Source organism: Marinobacter sp., assembly GCF_048269445.1.
In the GTDB taxonomy this organism is placed as follows: domain Bacteria; phylum Pseudomonadota; class Gammaproteobacteria; order Pseudomonadales; family Oleiphilaceae; genus Marinobacter.
The window spans coordinates 429,553-450,331 of record NZ_JBLXIQ010000004.1 but is presented as its reverse complement, the minus strand read 5'-3'; the positions used below and the strand labels follow the sequence as shown (position 1 = coordinate 450,331).

Here is a 20,779-nt window from a genome sequence, read left to right as displayed (position 1 = left end):
ACCGTCATATCGGATGGTTTTGCCCAGGAGGTTTTCGTCGCTTAGGCGTTGTGGTGGAGAGCGGTCTTGTGACTTTTGGGTGTTGCTGTTTTCATGAGGAACCGGTCCAGGGCTTCCACGTCTTCGTCTGTCGCATAGAGGCCCTGTTTGGTCCGGCGCCAGAGAATGTCATCGGATGTCATTGCCCACTCGCTTTTCACCAGGTGCAACACCTCCTTTTCATACAAGGTGCCCGCGAAACGCGTACCAAGGTCTTCCATTGAGCTGCAATCCTTGAGGATGTCATAGGACGTCATGCCGTAAGTTCGAACATAACGGCTGATGACCTTCTCCGAGAGCCAGGGGAAATCACGGCGGAGCTTTTCCTCAAGCGAGGCGTGGTTATCAAAATCGCCACCTGGCAGCACCGCTGTCTTGGTCCATCGGCCTCCCGCCTCGGGAAAGAACTGGCATAGCTTGTCGGTGGCCGCCTCGGCCAGCTTTCGGTAAGTGGTAATCTTGCCTCCGAACACCGAAATAATCGGAGCCTTGTCCTTCTCGCTGCTGACTTCGAAGGAGTAATCCCGAGACGCCTTCTGCGCGTTTTCCTCCTCGCCGTCCATCAGCGGACGAACCCCTGAGTACGACCAGACCACGTCCTTCGGTTCGAGCTGACGCTTGAAGTGGGCGTTCACGATGTTCAGTAGATAGTCGGTCTCTTCCGGGGATATTTTCGCTTTCTTCGGATCCCCTTCGTAATCCACGTCGGTAGTGCCCACCAGAGAAAACTCGTCTTCGTAGGGAATCACGAAAACAATGCGCTCGTCTTCGTTCTGAAGGATGTAGGCTTCGGTGCCCATGTTTAGGCGCGGCACCACAATATGACTGCCCTTGACCATACGAATTGATTTCGGCGCAGGCATGGAGAGGGTCTCGCTAAACAGTCGGCTCACCCAGGGGCCTGAGGCGTTCACGATCGCTTTGGCTGAAACTGTTGTTTCGGTTTCGTTGGTCATGTCACGCAGTGTGACCGACCAATCCTTTGCGTTACGTTCGGCCTTGACGCACTTGGTCCGGGTCATGATCCGGGCGCCGAATTGCTGGGCTTTCTTGGCGGTCAGGACCACCAGGCGAGCGTCATCGACCCAGCCATCGGAATATTCAAAGCCTTTGGTAATGTCGGGCTTCAGTGGATCGTTCTCAGTAAAGCGAATTGAGCGGGATCCCGGGAGGATTTCCCGTTTGGCCAGGTGATCATAAAGGAACAATCCGGTCCGGATCATCCAGGCAGGACGAAGATGAGGCCGGTGGGGCAGGCGAAAGCGCATCGGCCACATAATGTGTGGCGAGTTTCTAAGTAGCGACTCTCGCTCCGCCAGTGCTTCCCGCACTAGCCTGAATTCATAATGCTCGAGATACCTCAGCCCGCCATGTATCAGCTTGCTGCTGCTGGACGAGGTGGCCGACGCCAGATCGTTCATTTCGCAGAGCAGGACTTTGAGACCACGCCCTGCGGCATCCATTGCGATGCCTGTACCGTTAACTCCGCCGCCCACGACAATAACGTCAAACTGTTCGTGCTCCATAGTCATTGTTGGTCATCTCCTGACGCCAATGGAAAAGACGCTTTGCTGTCATGCGCACTTTTCAATGTTCAATATGCGGTATAGAACTATTATGCGAAAGCTCAGGATATTCGTAAAGGAAAAAATAGAAAAAAAACGAAAAGGAGAGGGTGATCTCGTTTTCGATTGGGTGTCTAATCGAAAAGTCTCAGACGAGGTGAAGTTCTACGTTGTGTTCGCTAAGAAGCTGGCGGATTTCGGCCGGAGGCTGCTGATCAGTAAACACGTGGTCCGCCTGGGTAATGCTACCGAGGCGAACCATGGCATTGCGGCCAAACTTGGAGTGATCAGCCGCAAGCAGAACCTGGTTGGAATTCGCGATAATGGCCTGGGCCACCCGAACTTCACGGTAATCAAAATCCAGCAGCGAACCGTCGTTATGAATGCCGCTGATGCCAATGATGCCGAAATCCATCTTGAACTGATTGATGAAGTCGCGGGTGGCCTCACCGACAATGCCTCCGTCGCGGTTTCGAACCTCGCCCCCGGCAATGATCACGTGAAAATCCTCTTTTGCCGAGAGAATGGACGCAACATGGAGGTTATTGGTGACAATCTGCAGGTTGTTCTTTGCCAGAAGGGCTTTGGCGATGGTTTCGGTGGTGGTGCCAATGTTGATGAACATGGAGGAGTTGTCCGGAATCATTTCCACCAGGGCTTCTGCAATGCGTTCCTTGGCTTCCAGGTCCATGATCTTGCGGGCCTGGTAGGCAGTATTGACCGTACTCGAATCGATCCCTGCGCCACCATGATGCCGGCGAAGCTTCTTCTGTTTCGCTAGCTCGTTGAGATCCCGGCGGATGGTCTGAGGCGTTACCCTGAACTGGTCAACCAGCTGTTCGGTTGTAACGAAACCGTTCTGCTGGATCAGTTCCATTATCAGATCCTGTCGGCGACGCTGTGCCATTAATACTTCCCCCGCGTTGTCATTTTTGTCATGCGAAATATTGAGCGTCCGAAAACATGTCCAAAGTTTAGTGGTTTTCAGCAGTTTATGCAGCTTTTTTAAAGGGTTGGCTTTCGCCTTTGCGCGGATTTCGTGAAAATACCTTGGCATATATGTTCAAAAAGGGAAAAATACGAAAAAATAAGAACTAGAGGTCGAAAATACTATGAGTCAGTACATTCTTTCCATTGACCAGGGAACGACCAGTTCCCGGGCCATACTCTTTGACCTGCAAGGCAATATCCACGCGACCCGACAGCAGGAATTTCCCCAGCATTTCCCCGCCAGCGGCTGGGTTGAGCATGACCCTGAAGACATCTGGTCGTCGGTCCAGCGCACCTGTGACGCCGTGATGTCCGAAGAGTGCGGGGAGAGTGGTGAAGTTGTTGCCGTGGGGATCACCAACCAGCGTGAAACCACAGTTCTGTGGGACCGCAAAACTGGAGAGCCGGTATACAACGCTATCGTTTGGCAGGACCGGCGCACGGCGCCCTATTGTGAGTCTCTGAAAAGTGAGGGGTTAGAGCCATGGGTCATTAGTAAGACAGGATTACTGATTGATCCCTACTTCTCTGCCACCAAGATTCGCTGGGTTCTCGAAAACGTTGCTGGTGTCCGCGAGCGGGCAGAGCGGGGAGAACTGGCTTTTGGCACCATCGATTGTTTTCTGCTCTGGCGATTGACCGGCGGCCGGGAACACCGGACCGATGCCACCAATGCCAGCCGCACTCTCTTGTTCAATATTCACACTCAGGATTGGGATTCCGAATTGCTTGCACTGTTCGGAATCCCTGAGGTTCTGTTGCCTGAGGTCATGGATTCAGCGGACCAGTTTGGCCAGATCACTAACGGTGGTGCTCTCAATGGCACCTCGGTGCTCGGTGTTGCAGGTGATCAGCAGGCGGCTCTGTTTGGCCAGACCTGTTTCCAGACCGGTATGGCCAAAAGCACCTATGGAACTGGCTGTTTTCTGATGCTGAATACCGGTGAAAAGGCCCTTCAATCGGAACACCGGTTACTTACTACAGTGGCCTACCGGGTGAACGGGAAGCCCACATACGCGCTGGAAGGCAGTATTTTTATCGCCGGGGCCACTATTCAGTGGTTGCGGGATGGCTTGCGACTTATCCGCGATGCCAGCGAAACCGAACCGTTGGCAGAGGGAACACCTGTGGATCACGGTGTATACCTGGTGCCGGCCTTCACCGGACTAGGCGCGCCCTATTGGGATCCAAATGCCCGGGGGGCCATTTTCGGGTTGACCCGGGATACCGGTATCAAGGAAATCGTGACCGCTGGCCTCCAGTCTGTGTGCTACCAGACCAAGGACCTTCAAAAAGCCATGGAGAAGGATGGCATACGACCGGTCACGCTGCGGGTGGACGGGGGCATGGTGGCGAACAATTGGGTTCTGCAATTTCTGGCGGATATTCTCGGTGCTCGGGTTGACCGCCCCTCACTGGTCGAAACCACGGCGCTGGGTGCGGCTTATCTGGCGGGGCTCGAGGCGGGAATCTACGGGTCCCTCGAAGAGCTGGCCGGGTTGTGGCGTTGTGACAGGAACTTCGAGCCGGTGATGACAAAAGAGAATCGGGACCAGCTCTACGGTGGCTGGATTACGGCTGTACAGAAACTCTGACAGCGACTCCATCTTCATGCCTGACCGGCGTCACCGTACCCCGAGGTCACGCAGGCGCTTGTAGAGGGTGTTCCGGCTGATGGCCAGCTCTCTGGCTGCCTGCGTTACGTTCCCAGTGTGCTTGTGATAGACCTGTAGTGTTCGGGCAAGTGGGTCGGTTACCTCCTCATCCCTATTGGTCGCCTCTGTCGGCGCCGGCCCCTCGGTTCTGGCGTCGCTATTCGCTGTCGAGTCGAATTCCGCCAGGAAGTCCTCTGGCAGGTGCCAGATCTGTATCTCTTCACCATCGGCGATAGCAATGGCCACCCTCAGTACATTCACCAGCTGCCGGATATTGCCTGGCCAGGGATGGTTTTCAAGGGCAGAAAGTACTTTTGGCGATAGCTCGTCAGCCTGGCCCCGATCCCTATGCTGGGCATAGATGCTCTGTATCAGAAAACGCCGATCCGCCCGATTTCGAAGGGACGGGAGTTCTACACGCAGTCCGTTGATGCGGTAGTAGAGATCGGCCCGGAAATGGCCGCTGTCGATGCGCGCGTTGAGGGGGCGATTGGTGGCAGTCACCAGGAGGATATCGACCGGTACGCCCTCTGTGGATCCAACAGGAGTAACAACCCTTTCTTGAAGCACCCGCAGCAGCCGGGATTGCGCTGACAGAGGCATTTCACCGATTTCGTCCAGGAACAGAATGCCCTTGTGGGCCTTTCGAATGAAGCCCAGGGAGCCCTGGGCTCGCGCTCCGGTAAAGGCACCGGCTTCGTAACCGAACAGCTCCGATTCCACGAGCTCCGGTGGAATGGCCGCGCAGTTCACAGCCACCAGTGGCTGATCTTTTCGGGGCGATGCCTGGTGCAGTGCCTTAACAAGAACTTCTTTCCCGACCCCTGTTTCTCCGGTGATCAGCACCGGTACGCCGCGCTGAAGCACCTTGAGGCTCTGGGTGGCGCAGCGTTTCACCGCCGAATCTCCATACTCCAGATTGTCTATGCTCGGTAGCGGCACGTCCTGTCCGGCATCCCGGATGCCGGCGGTCGGGTCTGCTCGCTCAGGATCATGTTTGGTCATGGACGGGCGTTTGAGCCGCGCACTCAGCCGAACCTTGCTGCGAGTTGTAAGTTGCAGCGACTCATGTTCGGGATGGCCCAGAATATGGTTTCGATGGGTGGTAAACAGTTCATCAAGGCGCGCATCCACCGTCGGCGTTCCGAGCAACTGGTCCGCCCTTTGGTTGCTGGCAATAATCCGGCCGGAATCGTCACAGGCAAGGATGCCGGACCAGGGACTGTCGAAATTGTCAGCGGTGGTGTTGACCGTTATCTGGAAGTGATCCGGGCCAAACAGGCGACTGATAAGCCGATTCTCCACCGACTGCGAAAGCAGGCGCACCATGCCCAGAGTATGAGCCTGGGGCAGGTAAGCATCGCTGAAAACACTCAGAACTCCGGCAATTTGCTTGTGAGCATCAAAAATCGGGGCGGCGGAGCCGATGATGCTACGGTTGGCTTTCAGAAAATGCTCGTTGCGCTTGATCTGAACCGGTGCACCGACGGCGATCGCGGTTCCGATCGCGTTCGTTCCACAGTTCTGTTCCTGCCAGTTGGCGCCAGTCTGGAACCAGGGCTTGAGGCGGGCATCGGTGATGCGTTCATCGCCCCAGCTGTTCAGCACGGTACCATGCTGGTCGGCGAGAAGGATCAGGCAGCGACTGTTTGCGAGCACATTCCGGTAGTAGGGAAGCACCTCCGCCTCGGTTACTGACAGTAACTCGCCGTGGACCCGCTGTATTTCCTCCAGCCGGCCGGCCTCGGGCTCGAGGTGGGTCGGCTCGTATTCATGATCAAGGCCCCAGGCGATGCAGCGGTCCCAGGAATCCGCAATCACGCTTCGATAATCCGAATATTCGCTTGTTCTCATCAGGCCGCGCTCTCGCGTTCGTTTGTTGTTATCTGCTGCCACATTCTCCGGACAGCCGTTCAACTTCGAGCTGACAAGTGTTCAATCATCTGTGCAAATTCTGTTCACGTCAATGTTCATGTTGAACAAAGTATTGCTAAACGAACATTCAGGTTTTCGCTTAAGAAATTAGAAATATCCAAAGTTGGCTGTAAAAACAGAGAGATAGGTAAAAACGCGTAGAGTGGACCAAAAGCTGGTACAGGCTTTGCGTGCCGAGTTTCGAAATCGAATTTCCGGGACTGTCAACGTATGTCCCGAGCAAGCTTCCACAAGAACAAAAAGGAAAACCTATGTCCTTAACACTGGAGAACCTCTCCCGTGTGGTTGACGGTGTCGACTACATCCAGGATGCGAACCTCACCTTCGAGGCGGGTTCCTTTAACGTTCTGCTCGGCCGGACACTGGCCGGAAAAACCTCTCTCATGCGACTGATGGCCGGGCTCGACAAACCCGACACTGGCCGTTTGATCTACAACGGAAAGGACGTATCAGGGCAGAGCGTACAGGACCGCAATATCTCAATGATCTACCAGCAGTTCATCAATTACCCCAATCTGACAGTCTACGAAAATATTGCCTCGCCGCTGCGGCTAGCAAAGATGCCCGAGTCTGAAATTGATCGCCGAGTTAAGGAAACCGCGTCAATGCTGCGGATCGATCCGCTGTTGAAACGTTATCCGCTGGAGCTGTCTGGTGGTCAGCAGCAGCGCACCGCGATGGCCAGGGCGCTGGTAAAAGACGCCACTCTCATTCTGTTCGATGAGCCTCTGGTCAACCTTGATTACAAGTTGCGCGAAGAGCTAAGGGCGGAATTACGGGAACTGTTCCGTGAGCGCCAGTGTATTGCGGTGTATGCCACTACGGAGGCGAATGAAGCACTTGCCTTGGGCGGAAATACCACGCTGCTGCATGAGGGCAGGGTAATTCAGAACGGGCCGGTAATGGATGTATACCGGGCACCGGTGAACACTCTGGCTGCACAACTGTTCAGTGAACCCCCGATGAATATGATTCGCGGCCGGGTCACGGATACCGAGGTGACATTCGACGAATATTCGCACCATGCCCTGACCAAGGAGTTGCGACGGCTCGAACCGGGTGATTACTGGTTCGGTATCAGGCCCAGCCATATCGGCCTGGTTCCTGCCAGCGATGACGATCTCGAAATGTCGATGGAGGTCGAGCTCAGTGACATCAGCGGTTCTGAAACCTTCATGCATGTCGAGAACAGTCACTTCGAAATGGTGTTGCAGCTGATGGGCGTTCACCAGTATCACACCGGTGCTCCCATCAAGGTCTACCTGCCGATCAACAAACTGTTCGTTTTCGACAACAACGAGCAGCTGGTTCACACACCATCCCGGGCTTCAGGAGGGTCGGTCTGATGGCTGAAATTCAATTGAAATCACTCGCCCACAGCTACACCGATACTCAGGAGGGGCCGGATGATTACGCTATCCGGCAACTGGACCACGTCTGGCACAAGGGTGGCGCCTACGCTCTGCTGGGACCGTCGGGGTGCGGCAAAAGCACCATGCTGAACATCATCTCGGGGCTGGTGCAGCCGTCCGAGGGAGATGTGCTTTTCGATGGCAAGCGCGTCAACGAGCTGTCGCCACGAGACCGGAACATCGCGCAGGTGTTCCAGTTCCCGGTGATTTATGACTCCATGACGGTGTTCGATAACCTGGCGTTCCCCCTCAAGAACAACAAGATGCCGGCCTCCAAGATCAAGGCCCGGGTTCATGAGATTGCGGAGGTTCTGGAAATCGGAGACAAGCTCTACAAAAAGGCCAAGAACCTCACTGCGGATGAAAAGCAGAAGGTCTCCATGGGCCGTGGTCTGGTCCGGGAAGACGTATCGGCCATTCTGTTCGATGAGCCGCTTACCGTTATCGACCCTCAGCTCAAATGGAAGCTGCGGCGCAAGCTGAAGCAGATTCACGAGCAATTTGACATCACCATGGTGTATGTCACTCACGACCAGCTGGAGGCCTCCACTTTCGCCGACAAGATTGCGGTGATGTACGGCGGCCAGATTGTCCAGTTTGGCACCCCGACCGAGCTTTTTGAGCGGCCCAATCACACCTTCGTCGGGTTCTTCATCGGCAGTCCGGGCATGAACCTGATCGAAGTGCAGCGTTGCCCTCGTGGGGTCTGCTTTGGCAATACAGTGGTGCCCCTGGAAAACTGGAAGGTGGATGCGCTCAAGCGCTTGAAAACCGGCAACATCAAGATCGGTATTCGCCCTGAATTCATCGAGGTTTCCGGGCAGCCTTCCGACGAAAGCCACGAAGCCGGGGTTCTGGATGTCGAGGATCTCGGTACCTACAAGATCGTTACCGTTAAGCTTGGCCACGAAACTCTGAAAGTGCGCCAGAGTGAAGATTTCGAGGCCGACATCGGCGCCTGCGTGCATCTCTCCTTCCCGAGCCAGTGGCTGATGCTCTACGTGGACGAGTTTCTGATCAAGGAGCAAGAATAATGGTCAAGACACCGAACAACCGCGCCTGGTGGCTGGTGCTGCCGGTCTTTCTTCTCGTGGCTTTCTCGGCGCTGATTCCGTTGATGACTGTGGTGAATTACTCGGTTCAGGACATCTTTGGGCCCGGCAGCGCCTATTACGTTGGTACCGAATGGTTTGAAATTATTCTCCATGACCAGCGGCTTCAGGATTCACTCCTGCGACAGTTCATTTTCTCCGGCGCCGTGCTGCTGATTCAGATTCCGCTTGGCATCGGGGTTGCCCTGATGATGCCGAAATCGGGTATCAAGGCATCCCTGGCCCTGATACTGCTGGCCATTCCGCTTCTGATTCCCTGGAACGTGGTTGGCACGATCTGGCAGATCTTTGGCCGCAGTGATATCGGTCTGTTCGGCTGGGCCCTGAATGCCCTGGGGGTCGACTACAACTACACGGGTGACACTCTGGACGCCTGGCTGACGGTGCTGTTGATGGACGTATGGCACTGGACACCACTGGTCGCTCTGCTGTGTTATTCCGGACTCCGAGCGATACCGGAAGCCTTCTACCAGGCGGCGGAGATTGACCGAGCCTCCAAGTGGGCCGTGTTCCGTTACATCCAGCTGCCGCGTCTGAAAAATGTTCTGATCATCGCAGTGCTACTGCGTTTCATGGACAGTTTTATGATCTACACCGAGCCCTTTGTTCTGACCGGTGGGGGGCCGGGAAGCTCAACCACGTTCCTGAGCCAGACGTTGACCACCATGGCCATTGGCCAGTTCGACCTTGGCCGGGCGGCGGCCTTCTCGCTGATCTACTTCCTGATTGTGCTGCTGATTTCATGGCTGTTCTTCACCGCCATCACTGCCGCCGACAAAGAAAAATAAGGAGACTGTGATGAAACAGACGCGTTCCAAGAACGTTGGCATCACCATTGTTATTGTGATTCTGCTGACACCAATCTACTGGTTGCTGAACATGTCGTTCAAAACCAATCAGGAAATACTCAGTGGTCTGACACTCTGGCCCGAGAATTTTACCTTTGCGAATTACGCCGTCATTTTTACCGATCCGAGTTGGTACAACGGCTACATTAATTCGATGATCTATGTCTCCATGAACGTGGTGATCACCCTGTTGGTGGCTCTGCCAGCCGCATACGCGTTCAGCAGGTACAAGTTTGTGGGCGACAAGCACCTGTTCTTCTGGCTGCTGAGTAACCGGATGGCGCCGCCGGCGGTGTTCCTGCTGCCATTCTTCCAGCTCTATTCCTCCATCGGCCTGTTTGATACCCACATTGCTGTGGCGCTGGCTCACTGCCTGTTCAATGTGCCGCTGGCGGTCTGGATCCTGGAAGGGTTCATGTCCGGGGTGCCTCGCGAATACGACGAGATGGCCTACATTGATGGATACAGTTTTCCCAGGTTCTTCGTGAAGATATTTCTGCCGATGATCCGCTCCGGCATTGGGGTAACGGCGTTCTTCGCCTTCATGTTTTCCTGGGTAGAGCTGTTGCTGGCTCGAACGCTGACGTCGGTTGATGCTCAACCGATTGGGGCGATCATGACCCGAACGGTGGGGGCGAGCGGTATCGACTGGGGTGTGCTGGCCGCTGCTGGCGTTCTCACCATTCTTCCCGGGATCCTGGTTATCTGGTTCGTTCGCAACCATGTAGCCACTGGGTTCGCCCTTGGACGGGTATAAGGAGAACAAGCATGCTTGCGTGGATGAACTGGACACCGTCCGTGGCGATTTTCTTCGCCGTGATTGCAACAATTCTGGCGATCATGACCGTATACGAAATTGTCTCACCCTGCGTGGAACGGAAGGGGTTTCTTCCGATCTCGACGACCCGTGGGGACCGCCTTTTTATCGGCCTGCTTTCCGCCGCGTATATCCATCTGACTTTCCTTGCAGTAAGTGACATCACGCTTTGGATCGCGTTAGCGGTTTCCGCGGTCTGGCTGCTGGTGCTGTTGCGCTGGGGTTGAATGGAAGGCGTGCCCGGGCTTTGTGTTAAACCGAACGTTCGGGCGCAAATGCCGTCGAGAAAAGCCTTGTAAAGATTTCGTAAACGAACTATTTTCTAAGTTATGATCGGAATCGATCATTGATTGGTTCTGACTTTAACGGATAGCGACTTAAATGCGCTATGTAACCGGAACGGAGCACCCGGTGATTCGTTTCACTCAAAACAAGACGAACGAGGTTGGATATGTTCAACAACAATAAATATCCTGGAACGCTGCTTCTGAGCGCCGCCATCGGTGCTGCAGGACTGGGTTTGAGCCTGCAGGTCAGCGCTGATCAGTACTCTGATGCGGCTGAGAAGTGGGTGAATCAAGAGTTCAAGCGGTCAACCCTGACCAAAGAACAGCAAATGGAAGAGATGAAGTGGTTTATCGAAGCTGCGAAGGAATTCCGCGGCATGGATATCAATGTTGTTTCGGAAACCATTGCTACCCACGAATACGAATCCAACGTTCTGGCCAAAGCCTTCTCTGAAGTCACCGGCATCAACCTGACTCATACGCTGATTCAGGAAGGTGACGTTATCGAGAAGCTGCAAACCCAAATGCAGTCAGGCCGCAACATCTATGATGGCTGGGTTAATGACTCAGACCTGATTGGTACCCATTTCCGGTACGGCAAGGTGTTCCCGGTTGATGACATCATCAACGGTGAAGGCAAGGACCTGACCCTGCCCACGCTGGATCTTGAAGACTTCATTGGCCTGGACTTCACCACTGGCCCGGATGGCAAACTGTATCAGCTGCCAGACCAGCAGTTCGCCAACCTGTACTGGTTCCGTGCGGACTGGTTCGAGCGTGAAGACCTGAAGAAGCAGTTCAAGGATATTTACGGTTATGAACTGGGTGTGCCGGTCAACTGGTCCGCCTATGAAGACATTGCCGAATTCTTCTCAGTCCATGTGAAAGAGATTGATGGCAAGCGCGTATATGGCCACATGGATTATGGCAAGAAAGATCCGTCCCTGGGCTGGCGCTTTACGGATGCCTGGTTCTCCATGGCCGGTGCTGGTGACAAGGGCCTGCCAAACGGCCTGCCGGTGGACGAGTGGGGTATTCGGGTGGATGAGTGCCAGCCTGTTGGTGCCAGTGTAAGCCGGGGTGGCGCCACTAACGGCCCGGCTGCAGTATACGCAACTACCAAGTATGTTGATTGGCTTGAAGAGTACGCACCGCCAGAGGCCCAGGGCATGACCTTCTCTGAAGCAGGCCCGGTGCCAGCTCAGGGTAACATTGCCCAGCAGATCTTCTGGTACACCGCGTTCACTGCAAGCATGATCAAGGATGGCCTGCCGGTGGTTAACGAAGACGGCACCCCGAAATGGCGCATGGCACCGTCTCCCCGTGGACCCTACTGGGAAGAAGGTATGAAGCTGGGTTATCAGGACGTAGGTTCCTGGACCTTCATGAAGTCTACTCCGCAGAAGCGCCGCCTCGCTGCCTGGCTGTATGCCCAGTTCACCGTATCCAAGACCGTTTCGCTGGAAAAAACCATTGCAGGCCTGACTCCGATTCGTGAGTCCGACATCGAATCTGAAGCGATGACCGAGATGGCACCGAAGCTTGGTGGTCTGGTGGAATTCTATCGTAGCCCGGCCCGTGTCCAGTGGTCGCCAACCGGCACCAACGTACCGGACTATCCGAAGCTGGCTCAGCTCTGGTGGCAGTACATTGCTCAGGCCGCCAGTGGTGAAGCGACTCCGCAGGAAGCTCTAGACGGCCTCGCTGAAGCCCAGGATCGAGTGATGGAGCGTCTTGAGCGTGCCAACGTAATGCCGACTTGCGGCCCCAAGCTGAACGAACCCCGCGATCCGCAATACTGGCTCGATCAGCCAGGTGCGCCCAAGCCCAAGCTGGCAAACGAGAAGCCGCAGGGCAAGACCGTTGCCTATGACGAACTGCTGAAAACCTGGGAAGAAACCCGCTGAGGCGAGCTGTTTCTTTAAGAGCAATGCCTACCGCAACAGCACCGTTCTGTTGCGGCAGGCAGAGCACCGTTGTCACGGAGGATTTTGGCCGGCAGCTGAACTGCTGATAGCCCGTTCAGAATGAAATTCAGAGCCGGGGGGGCTTGCCTGCCTCCCGGCGACGCTCATCCCATTCTTCCCGGGTCTGAGCCGCCTGATCGCCGGGCATGGAATCGATGATGCTGAAATAGTCTGAGCTGTACTCGTCGGCCACGATGGTGTTGCGCGGCTTTACCTTTACCACGTAAACGGTCTGGATGTTCTGGTGGTCGAATTCCCGCCAGTACTGTTCGTCTTTCAGGAAAGTGTACCGATGGCCCTCCAGAGCTTTGATGATGGCACTGGTGTCAGTTGTGCCTGCTCGTTCCACTGCGTCCTTGTACTGGTAGACGATGCTGTAGGCAGATGCTGCCGCGGTTGATGGGCGCATCTCGTAGCGCTTGGAGAAGGCTTCCACGAATTCCTTGCCGCGTGGATAGTTCAGCTCGTAAGGCGCATTCCAGACCCAGGGGGAGCCGCCAACCACGCCTTCCATAATCGTTGGGCCGACCTGCCGCGCCATGCCGAGGGTAAGGTTGGGCACAACAATCTGCATCTTTTCGGTGAGTCCCATTTCGTAGGCGACATTCAGCGCCCGGACCATATCGTCGCCGAACAGGACCATCATCAGCACTTTGGCATTGCTGGCATCTGCCTGCTCCAGTGCCTCACGGAAATCGGTAATCAGGGCTCGTGGGAACGGAGTTTTAACGCCCTTGTGGCGCTGGGTGTCTTCGGTGCCAGAGAACTTCCGGACCGACTCCTCCACCGACCAACCCCAGGTGTAGTCCGCGGTGATGTAGAAATAATCGTCGTTCTGATGGTTGGTTTTCAGGTATTGGCTCAGGGCCTTGGCGGTCATCCAGGCGTTGTAAGGCTCCCGGAACATGTGTGAATGGCCCTCGGCACCAGTGGTCGCGTTCGAGTAGGTGAGGGTGCCAAAGTAGACACGGTTACGGTCCCGGGCCGCTTTGCCTGAGGCGATGGCGACGGCACTGGAGACACCGCCGAACACCATCTGGACGCCATCACGATCGATCAATTCTGCAGTGTTTTTGGCACCCCGGGCAGGTTCACCCCGGGTATTTCGGATCACCAGTTCGAGTTGTCGGCCCATAACGCCGCCGGCTGCGTTAATCTCGTCAACCGCCAGAAAGGCACCCAGACGCTGCTGCAGCCCCTGATCCTTGTAACGGCCGGTCTGAGGGTAATTCAGGCCTATTTTCAGAGTTTCGGCATAGATGGTGGTGCTTGTCAGCAATAGCAGGCAAGCAGAAAAGAGCACTTTTCTGACATTCATTCGGGGTGGTCTCCAGAATTGCAGCGTCACTGGGGGAGCTTGCTGCTTTCTTTTTTTGGTTATTAGTCAAGAAGAACTAGTTTCTGCGCTGATTGTGGGGCCAACAATGGGACTAAAGTGGAAGTTTTCGTAACAATTTGTAGGTTGGTGATGAATGTCCAAATCCTGGCATCCTCTGAGGGGCCCGGCATGCCGTAAGGCCCCCTTTACATCGATTTGAGTAATATTGGGACTTCACCACGCTTTCCGTTAATGCTTCGGACGGACTAGAGCCACCAAGACGCTGACGACACCGGAGCCGACCAGGGCCCCGACGAATGGCATCAGGGTGGGTATGCTGCCGGGGAAGCTGGCGGCCTCAAAACCGGCCATGAAACTGCCTCCGGACACCCATCCCGGAAGGATGGCGCCAAGCAGCCCTGCCAGACAGCCCAGAATCGCCGCCCGAGTGGTCATCTTCCCCCAGAGCCCCATCAGTACAGGCAACACCGCCGTAGCGCACAGCAGGTCAGCGATCAAAAACAGCCGCAGCACGGAAATTCCCTGAAGCGCCACCAGAACCACCGGAATCATCAGCAACACCGTGAACCATCGGGCACTGACAATGGAAAGGCCCTGTTTCTCGGTAACCGCCAGGGATGCGAGCGCATTCTGCAGGGTATCCACCGATGAAGCGACCAGCGTAATGGCCAGAATAAGGGCCGGCAAAGCCAGCCAGGCCGGAGCATCGGCCAGCAAGGCAAAGAACGGAATCGGAGGGTTACCAAGGTCGGCGCCACTCAAGGCCGCCAGGATTCCTAGCCCACCCACCACGGCGACAACGCCGATGGTAACCACGCCGCCGAGCAGTGCTCCACGGCTGAGGGCATCAGTATCCCGGGCTGACCACAACCGTTGCCAGTATCCCTGGTGGAACAGGTTGGCGGCGGTTACGGCAATGATCAGTGTTAGAGCGACGCTGAGGGCAGCAGGTGCCGGAATATCCGGAAGTGCTGCCGGTGCCGCATCGGGTAGCTTGCCCACTGCCACAATGCTGACGATAGCCAGAAGGCCGATAAGCAGGAGTGCCTGCCACTGATCTGTGACGATACTGGCACGAAGGCCACCGACTGCGGTGTAAATCAGTGTGGTTAAGGCAACGCCAACAACGACAATTCCGCCATTGATGCCAGACAGGAGTGAGGTGATCGCGCCAATGGCGGTGAGCTCGGCGGTCAGGAAACAGAGCATGTAAAGCACCGAGATCAGGGAAACATAATGGCGGACTCCGGTGCCATAACAGGCGTTCGCAAACTCACCGATGCTGCGGCCCTGAGGCAGGAAACGACGGATGGCAGGACCGCAAAAGGCGAACACAATAAATGGCAGGGCAGCGCCGATAGCGTAGCCTGCAAGTGCCAGTGGGCCAACGAGGGCGCCCACCTCCGGAGGTGCGAACAGAATCCAGCCCCCCATGCCGGAGGCCAGAAATGAAAGCCCGAGGGCCCGGGCTCCCTGGCTGTTGCGTGCCGTCACGTAATCGTCCAGCCCGCCGTCCGCAAGACGGGCCCTGAGTCCGAGCCAGGCAAACAGAATCATTGCGACTGCGATGGCCACAAGGGTGGTGTAGAACATGGGGTGGGTCTCCGCCAGTTATTCAGCGGGCAATAGTGCCACAACGGGGATTGCGGGGCGAGATCAGGCGCCTTCGGTAACGGCGGGGCTGAACAACCGGAACAGATTTCGTCCATCCTGTTTGGCCCGGTACATTGCGATGTCGGCACCCTGCAGCAGTTCTGAGGCCATTGCCCCGTCCTGGGGATAGAGGCTGATGCCGATGCTGGCACCCACCTGTAAGCATTCCCCGTTGATGCGGTAGGGTTTCCGGTTCTGCGCAATCAAACGGTCAGCAACCTGGAAGGCATCTTCAATTTTTTCGAGGTCGGGTAGCAAGACGATGAATTCATCCCCGCCAAGACGGGCCAACGTATCGTCTTCACGCAGGCAACCCTGAACCCGGTTTGTGAACAGAATCAGGAGTTCATCGCCGGCGGCGTGGCCGAGTCGGTCATTCACTTCCTTGAAATGGTCCAGGTCGATAAACATGACCGCCAGCAGGGATGAGCGGCGATGGGCGTGGCGAATGGCGTGCTCCAGACGGTCCTCAAGAAGCCGGCGATTCGGAATGCCGGTGAGGGCGTCATAGTAGGCAAGCTGACGGATCTGTTCCTCGTTCTTCCGGTTCTGGGTAATGTCGGTAAACAGTCCGGCGTAGTGGGTGGTATTGCCTTCGTCATCGGTGATAGCGGTGATCGTCAGCAATTCAAGATAAAGTTCGCCGGTCTTGCGCCGGTTCCAGATCTCGCCACGCCAATAGCCATGGGTGACCAGTGAATTCCACATCCGCTGGTAAAACTCGCTGTCGTGCCGGCCAGAGGACAGGATCTGCGGCGTTTTACCCACAACTTCTTCGTGACTGTAGCCTGTCAGATGGGTGAAGGCTGGATTAACGAACTCAATGTTGACGTTTTTGTCGGTAACCATGATGCCCTCAAAGGAAGACTCGATCACCCGCTCCGCCAACTGGAGAGTCTGCCGGGACTTGGCAAGTGCCCGGTCCCTCTGTTCAAGGGCTTCGCGTAAATCGTCCAGATACATCTGTTCGGCACCGGCGAGCAGGTCCTTGTAGCCAATCAGCCCGATAACCTCGCCCTGACTGTTGGTCACTGCCAGATGGCGAATCCGGTGGTTGATCAGCAAGTCCCTGGCATGAATCAACGGGGCCGACTCGCTGACGGTTAACAGCGGTCTGGTGGCCAGGTCAGAGGCCAGTGCGTTGCCAGTATTGCGGGCAATCAGGCGCACAATATCCCGCTCCGTGAGAATACCCAGCCCCTCGTCATGACAATCCACGACCACGGCATCTGCCTGGTGTCGGTGCATGATCGCCGCCACTTCAGAGATCGGTATCTTGCCATAGGTAACCAATGGGGGACGGGTTATGGCTGTGCTTACTTCTCGAAGGCGCAGATAGGGTTCAAGACCCTGATTCAGCGCAAGATCAGTCTGGGAAAGAACGCCAACCGGGGTTCCGGAATCATCGACGATCAGAAAGTGGCGTTTTCCGGTTTCCCGAAAACGCAGGGCCGCGTCCCCGGCATCCATGCCGCAGGAAAGAGTCAGCACCGGAGAGCTCATAACTGAGCTGACCGGGCATTCAAAGCTGTCCGGGTCGGAAAAATCCACAGTGAGCGCATCCCGCTCGGTCCAGATTCCGGTCACCTGGTCATTTTCGGTGATCAGAATCGAGCTCACCGAGCTTTCGGCCATCAGTGCTGCGGCGTCAGCAATTGAGGTCTGCGGCGGGCAGCGCAGTAAAAGACCGCTATGCATGATGCGTGATATCGGTAGCGGCCGCCCCATGGGCTCTCCTGATTTTTGTCTTGTTGTTGGTTTGGCGTTTCGTTCAGATGCCGGACATACTTCTATTAGTTTAACATTTTGCCGCGTCTGCCGCCTTGACTCGCACATAACTTCCCGGCGCGTTCTCAATCACTGGCAACGCCCCCTCGCCCGGGATGCGAGCCGGCACGTCTCCGCCAGAGAAGCGCGCAATCCATTCAATCCAGTGTGGCCACCAGGACCCCGGATGATGTTCTGAATCTTCGAACCAGTTATCTGGGTCAGGCACTAGCGTGTCGTTGGTCCAGTAGCCGTATTTTTCTTTGTATGGTGGGTTGATCACACCGGCGATATGACCGGAACCGGAGAGCACAAACCGAACATCGCCGCCGTGGGCCAGGGCCCCTTTGTAGGTGGATTTCCACTTGGCGATATGGTCCTGTCGGGCCGAGAGGAAAAAGGAGGGCACATCAATCGCGGACAGGTTGATGGTTTCTCCGGCCAGGGTCAGTGAATCCGGCTCCACCAGGCGGTTGTTCAGATACATCTCCCGCAGATAGAAGCTGTGCATCTTCGCCGGCAGGTTGGTGCCATCTGTATTCCAGTAAAGCAGGTCAAAGGCCGCCGGTTTTTGCCCTTTCAGATAGTTGTTGGTCCAGAATGACCAGAACAGCTCGTTTTCCCGGAGCAGGTTGAAGGTAAATGCCATGGCGCGGCCATCCAGGTAACCCTTGCGCTCCAGCATGCGTTCAATACCCCGGATGGAGTGATCGTTGATAAACACGCCGATGCCACCCGGGTCCGAGAAGTCCAGCAGGGTCGTCAGGTAGGTGGCGCTGGCCACTGGGTTGCGGCCTTTTTTCTTCAGCCAGGCGAGAGTGGAGCCCAGCAGGGTGCCACCGATGCAGTAACCGATGACGTTCATGCGTTCTTCGCCGGTGGCTTCGGCAACCGCATCCATGGCAGCCAGTGGCCCTAGCTCCATGTAGTCCTCCCAGCCTTTGTCCCGGAGGGAAGGGCCAGGATTACGCCAGGAAATCACGAACACGGTTTGGCCCTGGTTCACCAGCCACTGGATAAAGGAGTTCCGGGCGGTCAGGTCCAGAATGTAATATTTGTTAATCCAGGGCGGGACAATCAGTAGCGGGCGTTTGCTGACCATTTCGGTGGTGGGTGAATACTGGATCAGTTGCATCAGTTCGTTCTGGAACACCACCTTGCCCGGGGTAGTGGCCAGGTTGCGGCCTACCTCAAAGGCGGAGCGATCGGTCATCCCGACATTGAACAGCGACGGATTCTGTCGCAGGTCCTCGATCAGCTGGCGACCACCATCAATCAGGTTCATGCCCTTCCGCTCCCAGGTAATCCGGAGCACCTCCGGATTGGTGGCAGGGAAATTCGAGGGTGACAGCGCACTGGTCAGTTGCCGGGCGTAGAACAGCATCTGATCCCTGCTGGCGGGGGGCAGGCCTTCCATGCCTGCAACCCAGTTCAGAAACGCCCGCGAGTTGATCAGATAAGCCTGGTGCAGAACATCAAAAGATAGATGCTTGTGCCAGTCTTCGGCCTGGAAACGTCGGTCATCGGGCTCCGGTTCAGCCACCGGTTGCCTGTTCCCGCCAGCCAGCCGGACAAGCGTGTAATGCCCCAGTGCCTGATGCTTGCGTGCCAAATCCAGCTCGGCACCGGCAAACCTGAGCGGATGCAGCAACAGGTTTTCGGCCATGGTCCGGTAGGCATCAGACATTTCAGTCAGGGTAGAGAGTTTCGCGTCGTCCATGACGCCTGCATCCCCGAGCAGCTTTTCCAATTGGTGCTGCCCCTGCCGGACATTGGTTTCAAAGCTGTTGACGAGCTGTTTGACGGCTTTCCCAAGAGTATCCAGGCCGAACATAAAAATCCTTTACTTGGCGGCTTTCGGGCCGGGCTTTGTGGATTCTTCAGGGACTTTTTCAAACACCTTGCCGAACTGTTCACGGCTTTCGTTGAAGTAGTCCTGCCAGGCTTTCCAGTCAGCAGTGAACTGTTCGCTGAGGGACTTGAGGGTTTCGGCCTGGTCTCCGGTCAGAGCCTTCAGCCCCTCCAGATCCCGCACTTCAGAAACTTTTCTTGCCTGCTCCATGGTGACATCGGCATACCGTCGGAAGGCATTCATCTGCATTTCCGCCGCCTTGCTGAACTGCTCGAACAGGGTCTCGTTCAGGCGTGTGGCTTTTTCAAACAGGTCATTAGTCATTGTTACAGCTCCCTTGCATACAGGTTGATTGAAGCTTTATTTTGCCCCAGTCAGTATTACGCAATTTTGACAGGCATCAATCCCGGGTTCAGCTTATGCTTTACTGTAGGTGTTTGTTTATCCCGGGCCATCCGAAGTGGCAGGAGGCGTAATATGAGTGACCGGAAATCGGAACTGGAAACACTGCGGGCAGACCTGCAAGCCAGGCTCTCCCGTTTTGAGGCACATCAGCATCGGGAAGGTGGTGCGCTTGAGAAGGATTTCGAGGAGCAGGCAACCCAGACCCAGAACGATGAAGTGGTGGATTCCCTCGAAACTGAAACCCGTACCGAACTGGTGCAGATAGAGCGTGCGCTAGAGCGTATCGAGAACGGTGTTGGTGATGAATGTGAATCTTGTGGCGAAGCCATTGATCCCCGACGATTGCAGGTGCTGCCCTACACCACCTTGTGCGTCGACTGTGCTGAAGACTGACTGACCTCATGGAACCAGGGACGGCAGCCATGACGGAACCACCGGTATTTCACACCCGGGGACTGACCAAAACCTACGATCAGGGGGAGGTTCAGGTCTACGCCCTCCGGGGAGTGGACCTGGATCTGTATCGCGGAGAACTTGTGGTGATGCTGGGGGCTTCCGGTTCGGGCAAATCCACTCTTCTTAACATCCTCGGCGGGCTCGATGTACCGACCTCCGGCGAGGTCCGGTATCGGGACATTGATCTTAGCGCGGCCGGTGATCGCGAACTGACCCGCTATCGCCGCGAGCACGTTGGCTTTGTGTTCCAGTTCTACAACCTGATTCCGAGCCTGACCGCACGGGAAAATGTGGCTGCGGTTACCGAGATTGCGTCCGATCCAATGTTGCCCGAAGAGGCTCTGGAACTGGTTGGATTGAAAGCGCGCATTGACCACTTTCCGGCACAGCTTTCTGGTGGCGAGCAACAGCGCGTTGCCATTGCCCGGGCCATTGCCAAGCGCCCGCAGGTACTGCTTTGCGATGAACCGACCGGAGCCCTCGATTCGGCCACGGGCGTGCTGGTTCTCGAAGCACTGGAAAAGGCGAACCGGGAAACGGGCACTACCACCGTTATCATTACCCACAACGCTTCGATAGCCGGTATGGGAGATCGCGTAATCACGCTATCCGACGGCAACATCAGCGGCGAACGCCATAACGAGCAGCGCCAGGATCCCCGGACTCTGTCGTGGTAATGG

17 protein-coding genes are annotated in these 20,779 nt (G+C 56.0%); 9 read left to right on the top strand and 8 right to left on the bottom strand.

Annotated elements, in window-relative coordinates; all coding sequences use genetic code 11:
• Positions 1 to 41: 41 nt before the first annotated feature.
• The gene (gene glpD / locus ACN0XM_RS11100; protein ID WP_417566993.1) at positions 42 to 1,571 is read right to left on the bottom strand and encodes a glycerol-3-phosphate dehydrogenase; all 1,530 of its coding nucleotides are present in this window, start codon (positions 1,569 to 1,571) and stop codon (positions 42 to 44) included.
• Positions 1,572 to 1,752: 181 nt separating this feature from the next.
• The gene (locus ACN0XM_RS11095; protein WP_417566992.1) at positions 1,753 to 2,511 is read right to left on the bottom strand and encodes a DeoR/GlpR family transcriptional regulator; all 759 of its coding nucleotides are present in this window, start codon (positions 2,509 to 2,511) and stop codon (positions 1,753 to 1,755) included.
• Positions 2,512 to 2,716: 205 nt separating this feature from the next.
• Between ACN0XM_RS11095 and glpK the strand changes: the two genes are divergently transcribed.
• A complete protein-coding gene (gene glpK, locus ACN0XM_RS11090) occupies positions 2,717 to 4,189 on the top strand; it encodes a glycerol kinase GlpK (RefSeq protein ID WP_417566991.1) in 1,473 nt (490 codons plus the stop codon).
• A 30-nt stretch (positions 4,190 to 4,219) separates the two neighbouring features.
• On the opposite strand, the gene ACN0XM_RS11085 is transcribed toward glpK, so the two are convergent.
• Entirely contained in the window at positions 4,220 to 6,103 is a 1,884-nt protein-coding gene (locus ACN0XM_RS11085) for a sigma-54-dependent Fis family transcriptional regulator (protein WP_417566990.1), read from the bottom strand.
• A gap of 332 nt (positions 6,104 to 6,435) precedes the next feature.
• Here ACN0XM_RS11085 and ACN0XM_RS11080 point away from each other — a divergent pair, with 332 nt between their 5' ends.
• The 6 genes from ACN0XM_RS11080 (at position 6,436) to ACN0XM_RS11055 (ending at position 12,567) form a co-directional block, all read left to right on the top strand.
• Positions 6,436 to 7,530 carry an ABC transporter ATP-binding protein gene (locus tag ACN0XM_RS11080; protein WP_417566989.1) on the top strand — a complete coding sequence of 365 codons (1,095 nt, stop codon included), beginning with the start codon at positions 6,436 to 6,438 and terminating at the stop codon, positions 7,528 to 7,530.
• Positions 7,530 to 8,630 carry an ABC transporter ATP-binding protein gene (locus ACN0XM_RS11075; RefSeq protein WP_417566988.1) on the top strand — a complete coding sequence of 367 codons (1,101 nt, stop codon included), beginning with the start codon at positions 7,530 to 7,532 and terminating at the stop codon, positions 8,628 to 8,630. The genes ACN0XM_RS11080 and ACN0XM_RS11075 overlap by 1 nt, the downstream gene beginning before the upstream one ends.
• Positions 8,630 to 9,496 carry a carbohydrate ABC transporter permease gene (locus ACN0XM_RS11070; RefSeq protein WP_417566987.1) on the top strand — a complete coding sequence of 289 codons (867 nt, stop codon included), beginning with the start codon at positions 8,630 to 8,632 and terminating at the stop codon, positions 9,494 to 9,496. Before ACN0XM_RS11075 ends, ACN0XM_RS11070 begins: the two co-directional genes overlap by 1 nt.
• Before the next feature lie 10 nt (positions 9,497 to 9,506).
• Positions 9,507 to 10,313 carry a carbohydrate ABC transporter permease gene (locus ACN0XM_RS11065; RefSeq protein ID WP_417566986.1) on the top strand — a complete coding sequence of 269 codons (807 nt, stop codon included), beginning with the start codon at positions 9,507 to 9,509 and terminating at the stop codon, positions 10,311 to 10,313.
• Positions 10,314 to 10,324: 11 nt separating this feature from the next.
• Positions 10,325 to 10,600, top strand: a complete 276-nt coding sequence (locus ACN0XM_RS11060; protein WP_417566985.1) for a DUF2160 domain-containing protein — start codon at positions 10,325 to 10,327, stop codon at positions 10,598 to 10,600.
• A gap of 224 nt (positions 10,601 to 10,824) precedes the next feature.
• Positions 10,825 to 12,567, top strand: a complete 1,743-nt coding sequence (locus tag ACN0XM_RS11055) for an extracellular solute-binding protein (protein ID WP_417566984.1) — start codon at positions 10,825 to 10,827, stop codon at positions 12,565 to 12,567.
• Between the two features lie 127 nt (positions 12,568 to 12,694).
• Here ACN0XM_RS11055 and ACN0XM_RS11050 read toward each other — a convergent pair whose 3' ends face one another.
• The 5 genes from ACN0XM_RS11050 to ACN0XM_RS11030 form a co-directional block, all read right to left on the bottom strand.
• The gene (locus ACN0XM_RS11050) at positions 12,695 to 13,945 is read right to left on the bottom strand and encodes a substrate-binding protein (RefSeq protein WP_417566983.1); all 1,251 of its coding nucleotides are present in this window, start codon (positions 13,943 to 13,945) and stop codon (positions 12,695 to 12,697) included.
• A gap of 249 nt (positions 13,946 to 14,194) precedes the next feature.
• Positions 14,195 to 15,559 carry a sodium:solute symporter gene (locus ACN0XM_RS11045; RefSeq protein ID WP_417566982.1) on the bottom strand — a complete coding sequence of 455 codons (1,365 nt, stop codon included), beginning with the start codon at positions 15,557 to 15,559 and terminating at the stop codon, positions 14,195 to 14,197.
• Positions 15,560 to 15,622: 63 nt separating this feature from the next.
• Complete coding sequence (locus ACN0XM_RS11040; RefSeq protein ID WP_417566981.1) at positions 15,623 to 17,347, bottom strand: diguanylate cyclase domain-containing protein; 1,725 nt, start codon at positions 17,345 to 17,347, stop codon at positions 15,623 to 15,625.
• Between the two features lie 70 nt (positions 17,348 to 17,417).
• The gene (locus ACN0XM_RS11035) at positions 17,418 to 19,220 is read right to left on the bottom strand and encodes a PHA/PHB synthase family protein (protein ID WP_417566980.1); all 1,803 of its coding nucleotides are present in this window, start codon (positions 19,218 to 19,220) and stop codon (positions 17,418 to 17,420) included.
• Between the two features lie 9 nt (positions 19,221 to 19,229).
• Entirely contained in the window at positions 19,230 to 19,562 is a 333-nt protein-coding gene (locus ACN0XM_RS11030; protein WP_417566979.1) for a phasin family protein, read from the bottom strand.
• Positions 19,563 to 19,715: 153 nt separating this feature from the next.
• Here ACN0XM_RS11030 and ACN0XM_RS11025 point away from each other — a divergent pair, with 153 nt between their 5' ends.
• Entirely contained in the window at positions 19,716 to 20,036 is a 321-nt protein-coding gene (locus tag ACN0XM_RS11025; protein WP_417566978.1) for a TraR/DksA family transcriptional regulator, read from the top strand.
• A 29-nt stretch (positions 20,037 to 20,065) separates the two neighbouring features.
• Positions 20,066 to 20,776, top strand: a complete 711-nt coding sequence (locus ACN0XM_RS11020; protein WP_417566977.1) for an ABC transporter ATP-binding protein — start codon at positions 20,066 to 20,068, stop codon at positions 20,774 to 20,776.
• Positions 20,777 to 20,779: the final 3 nt, after the last annotated feature.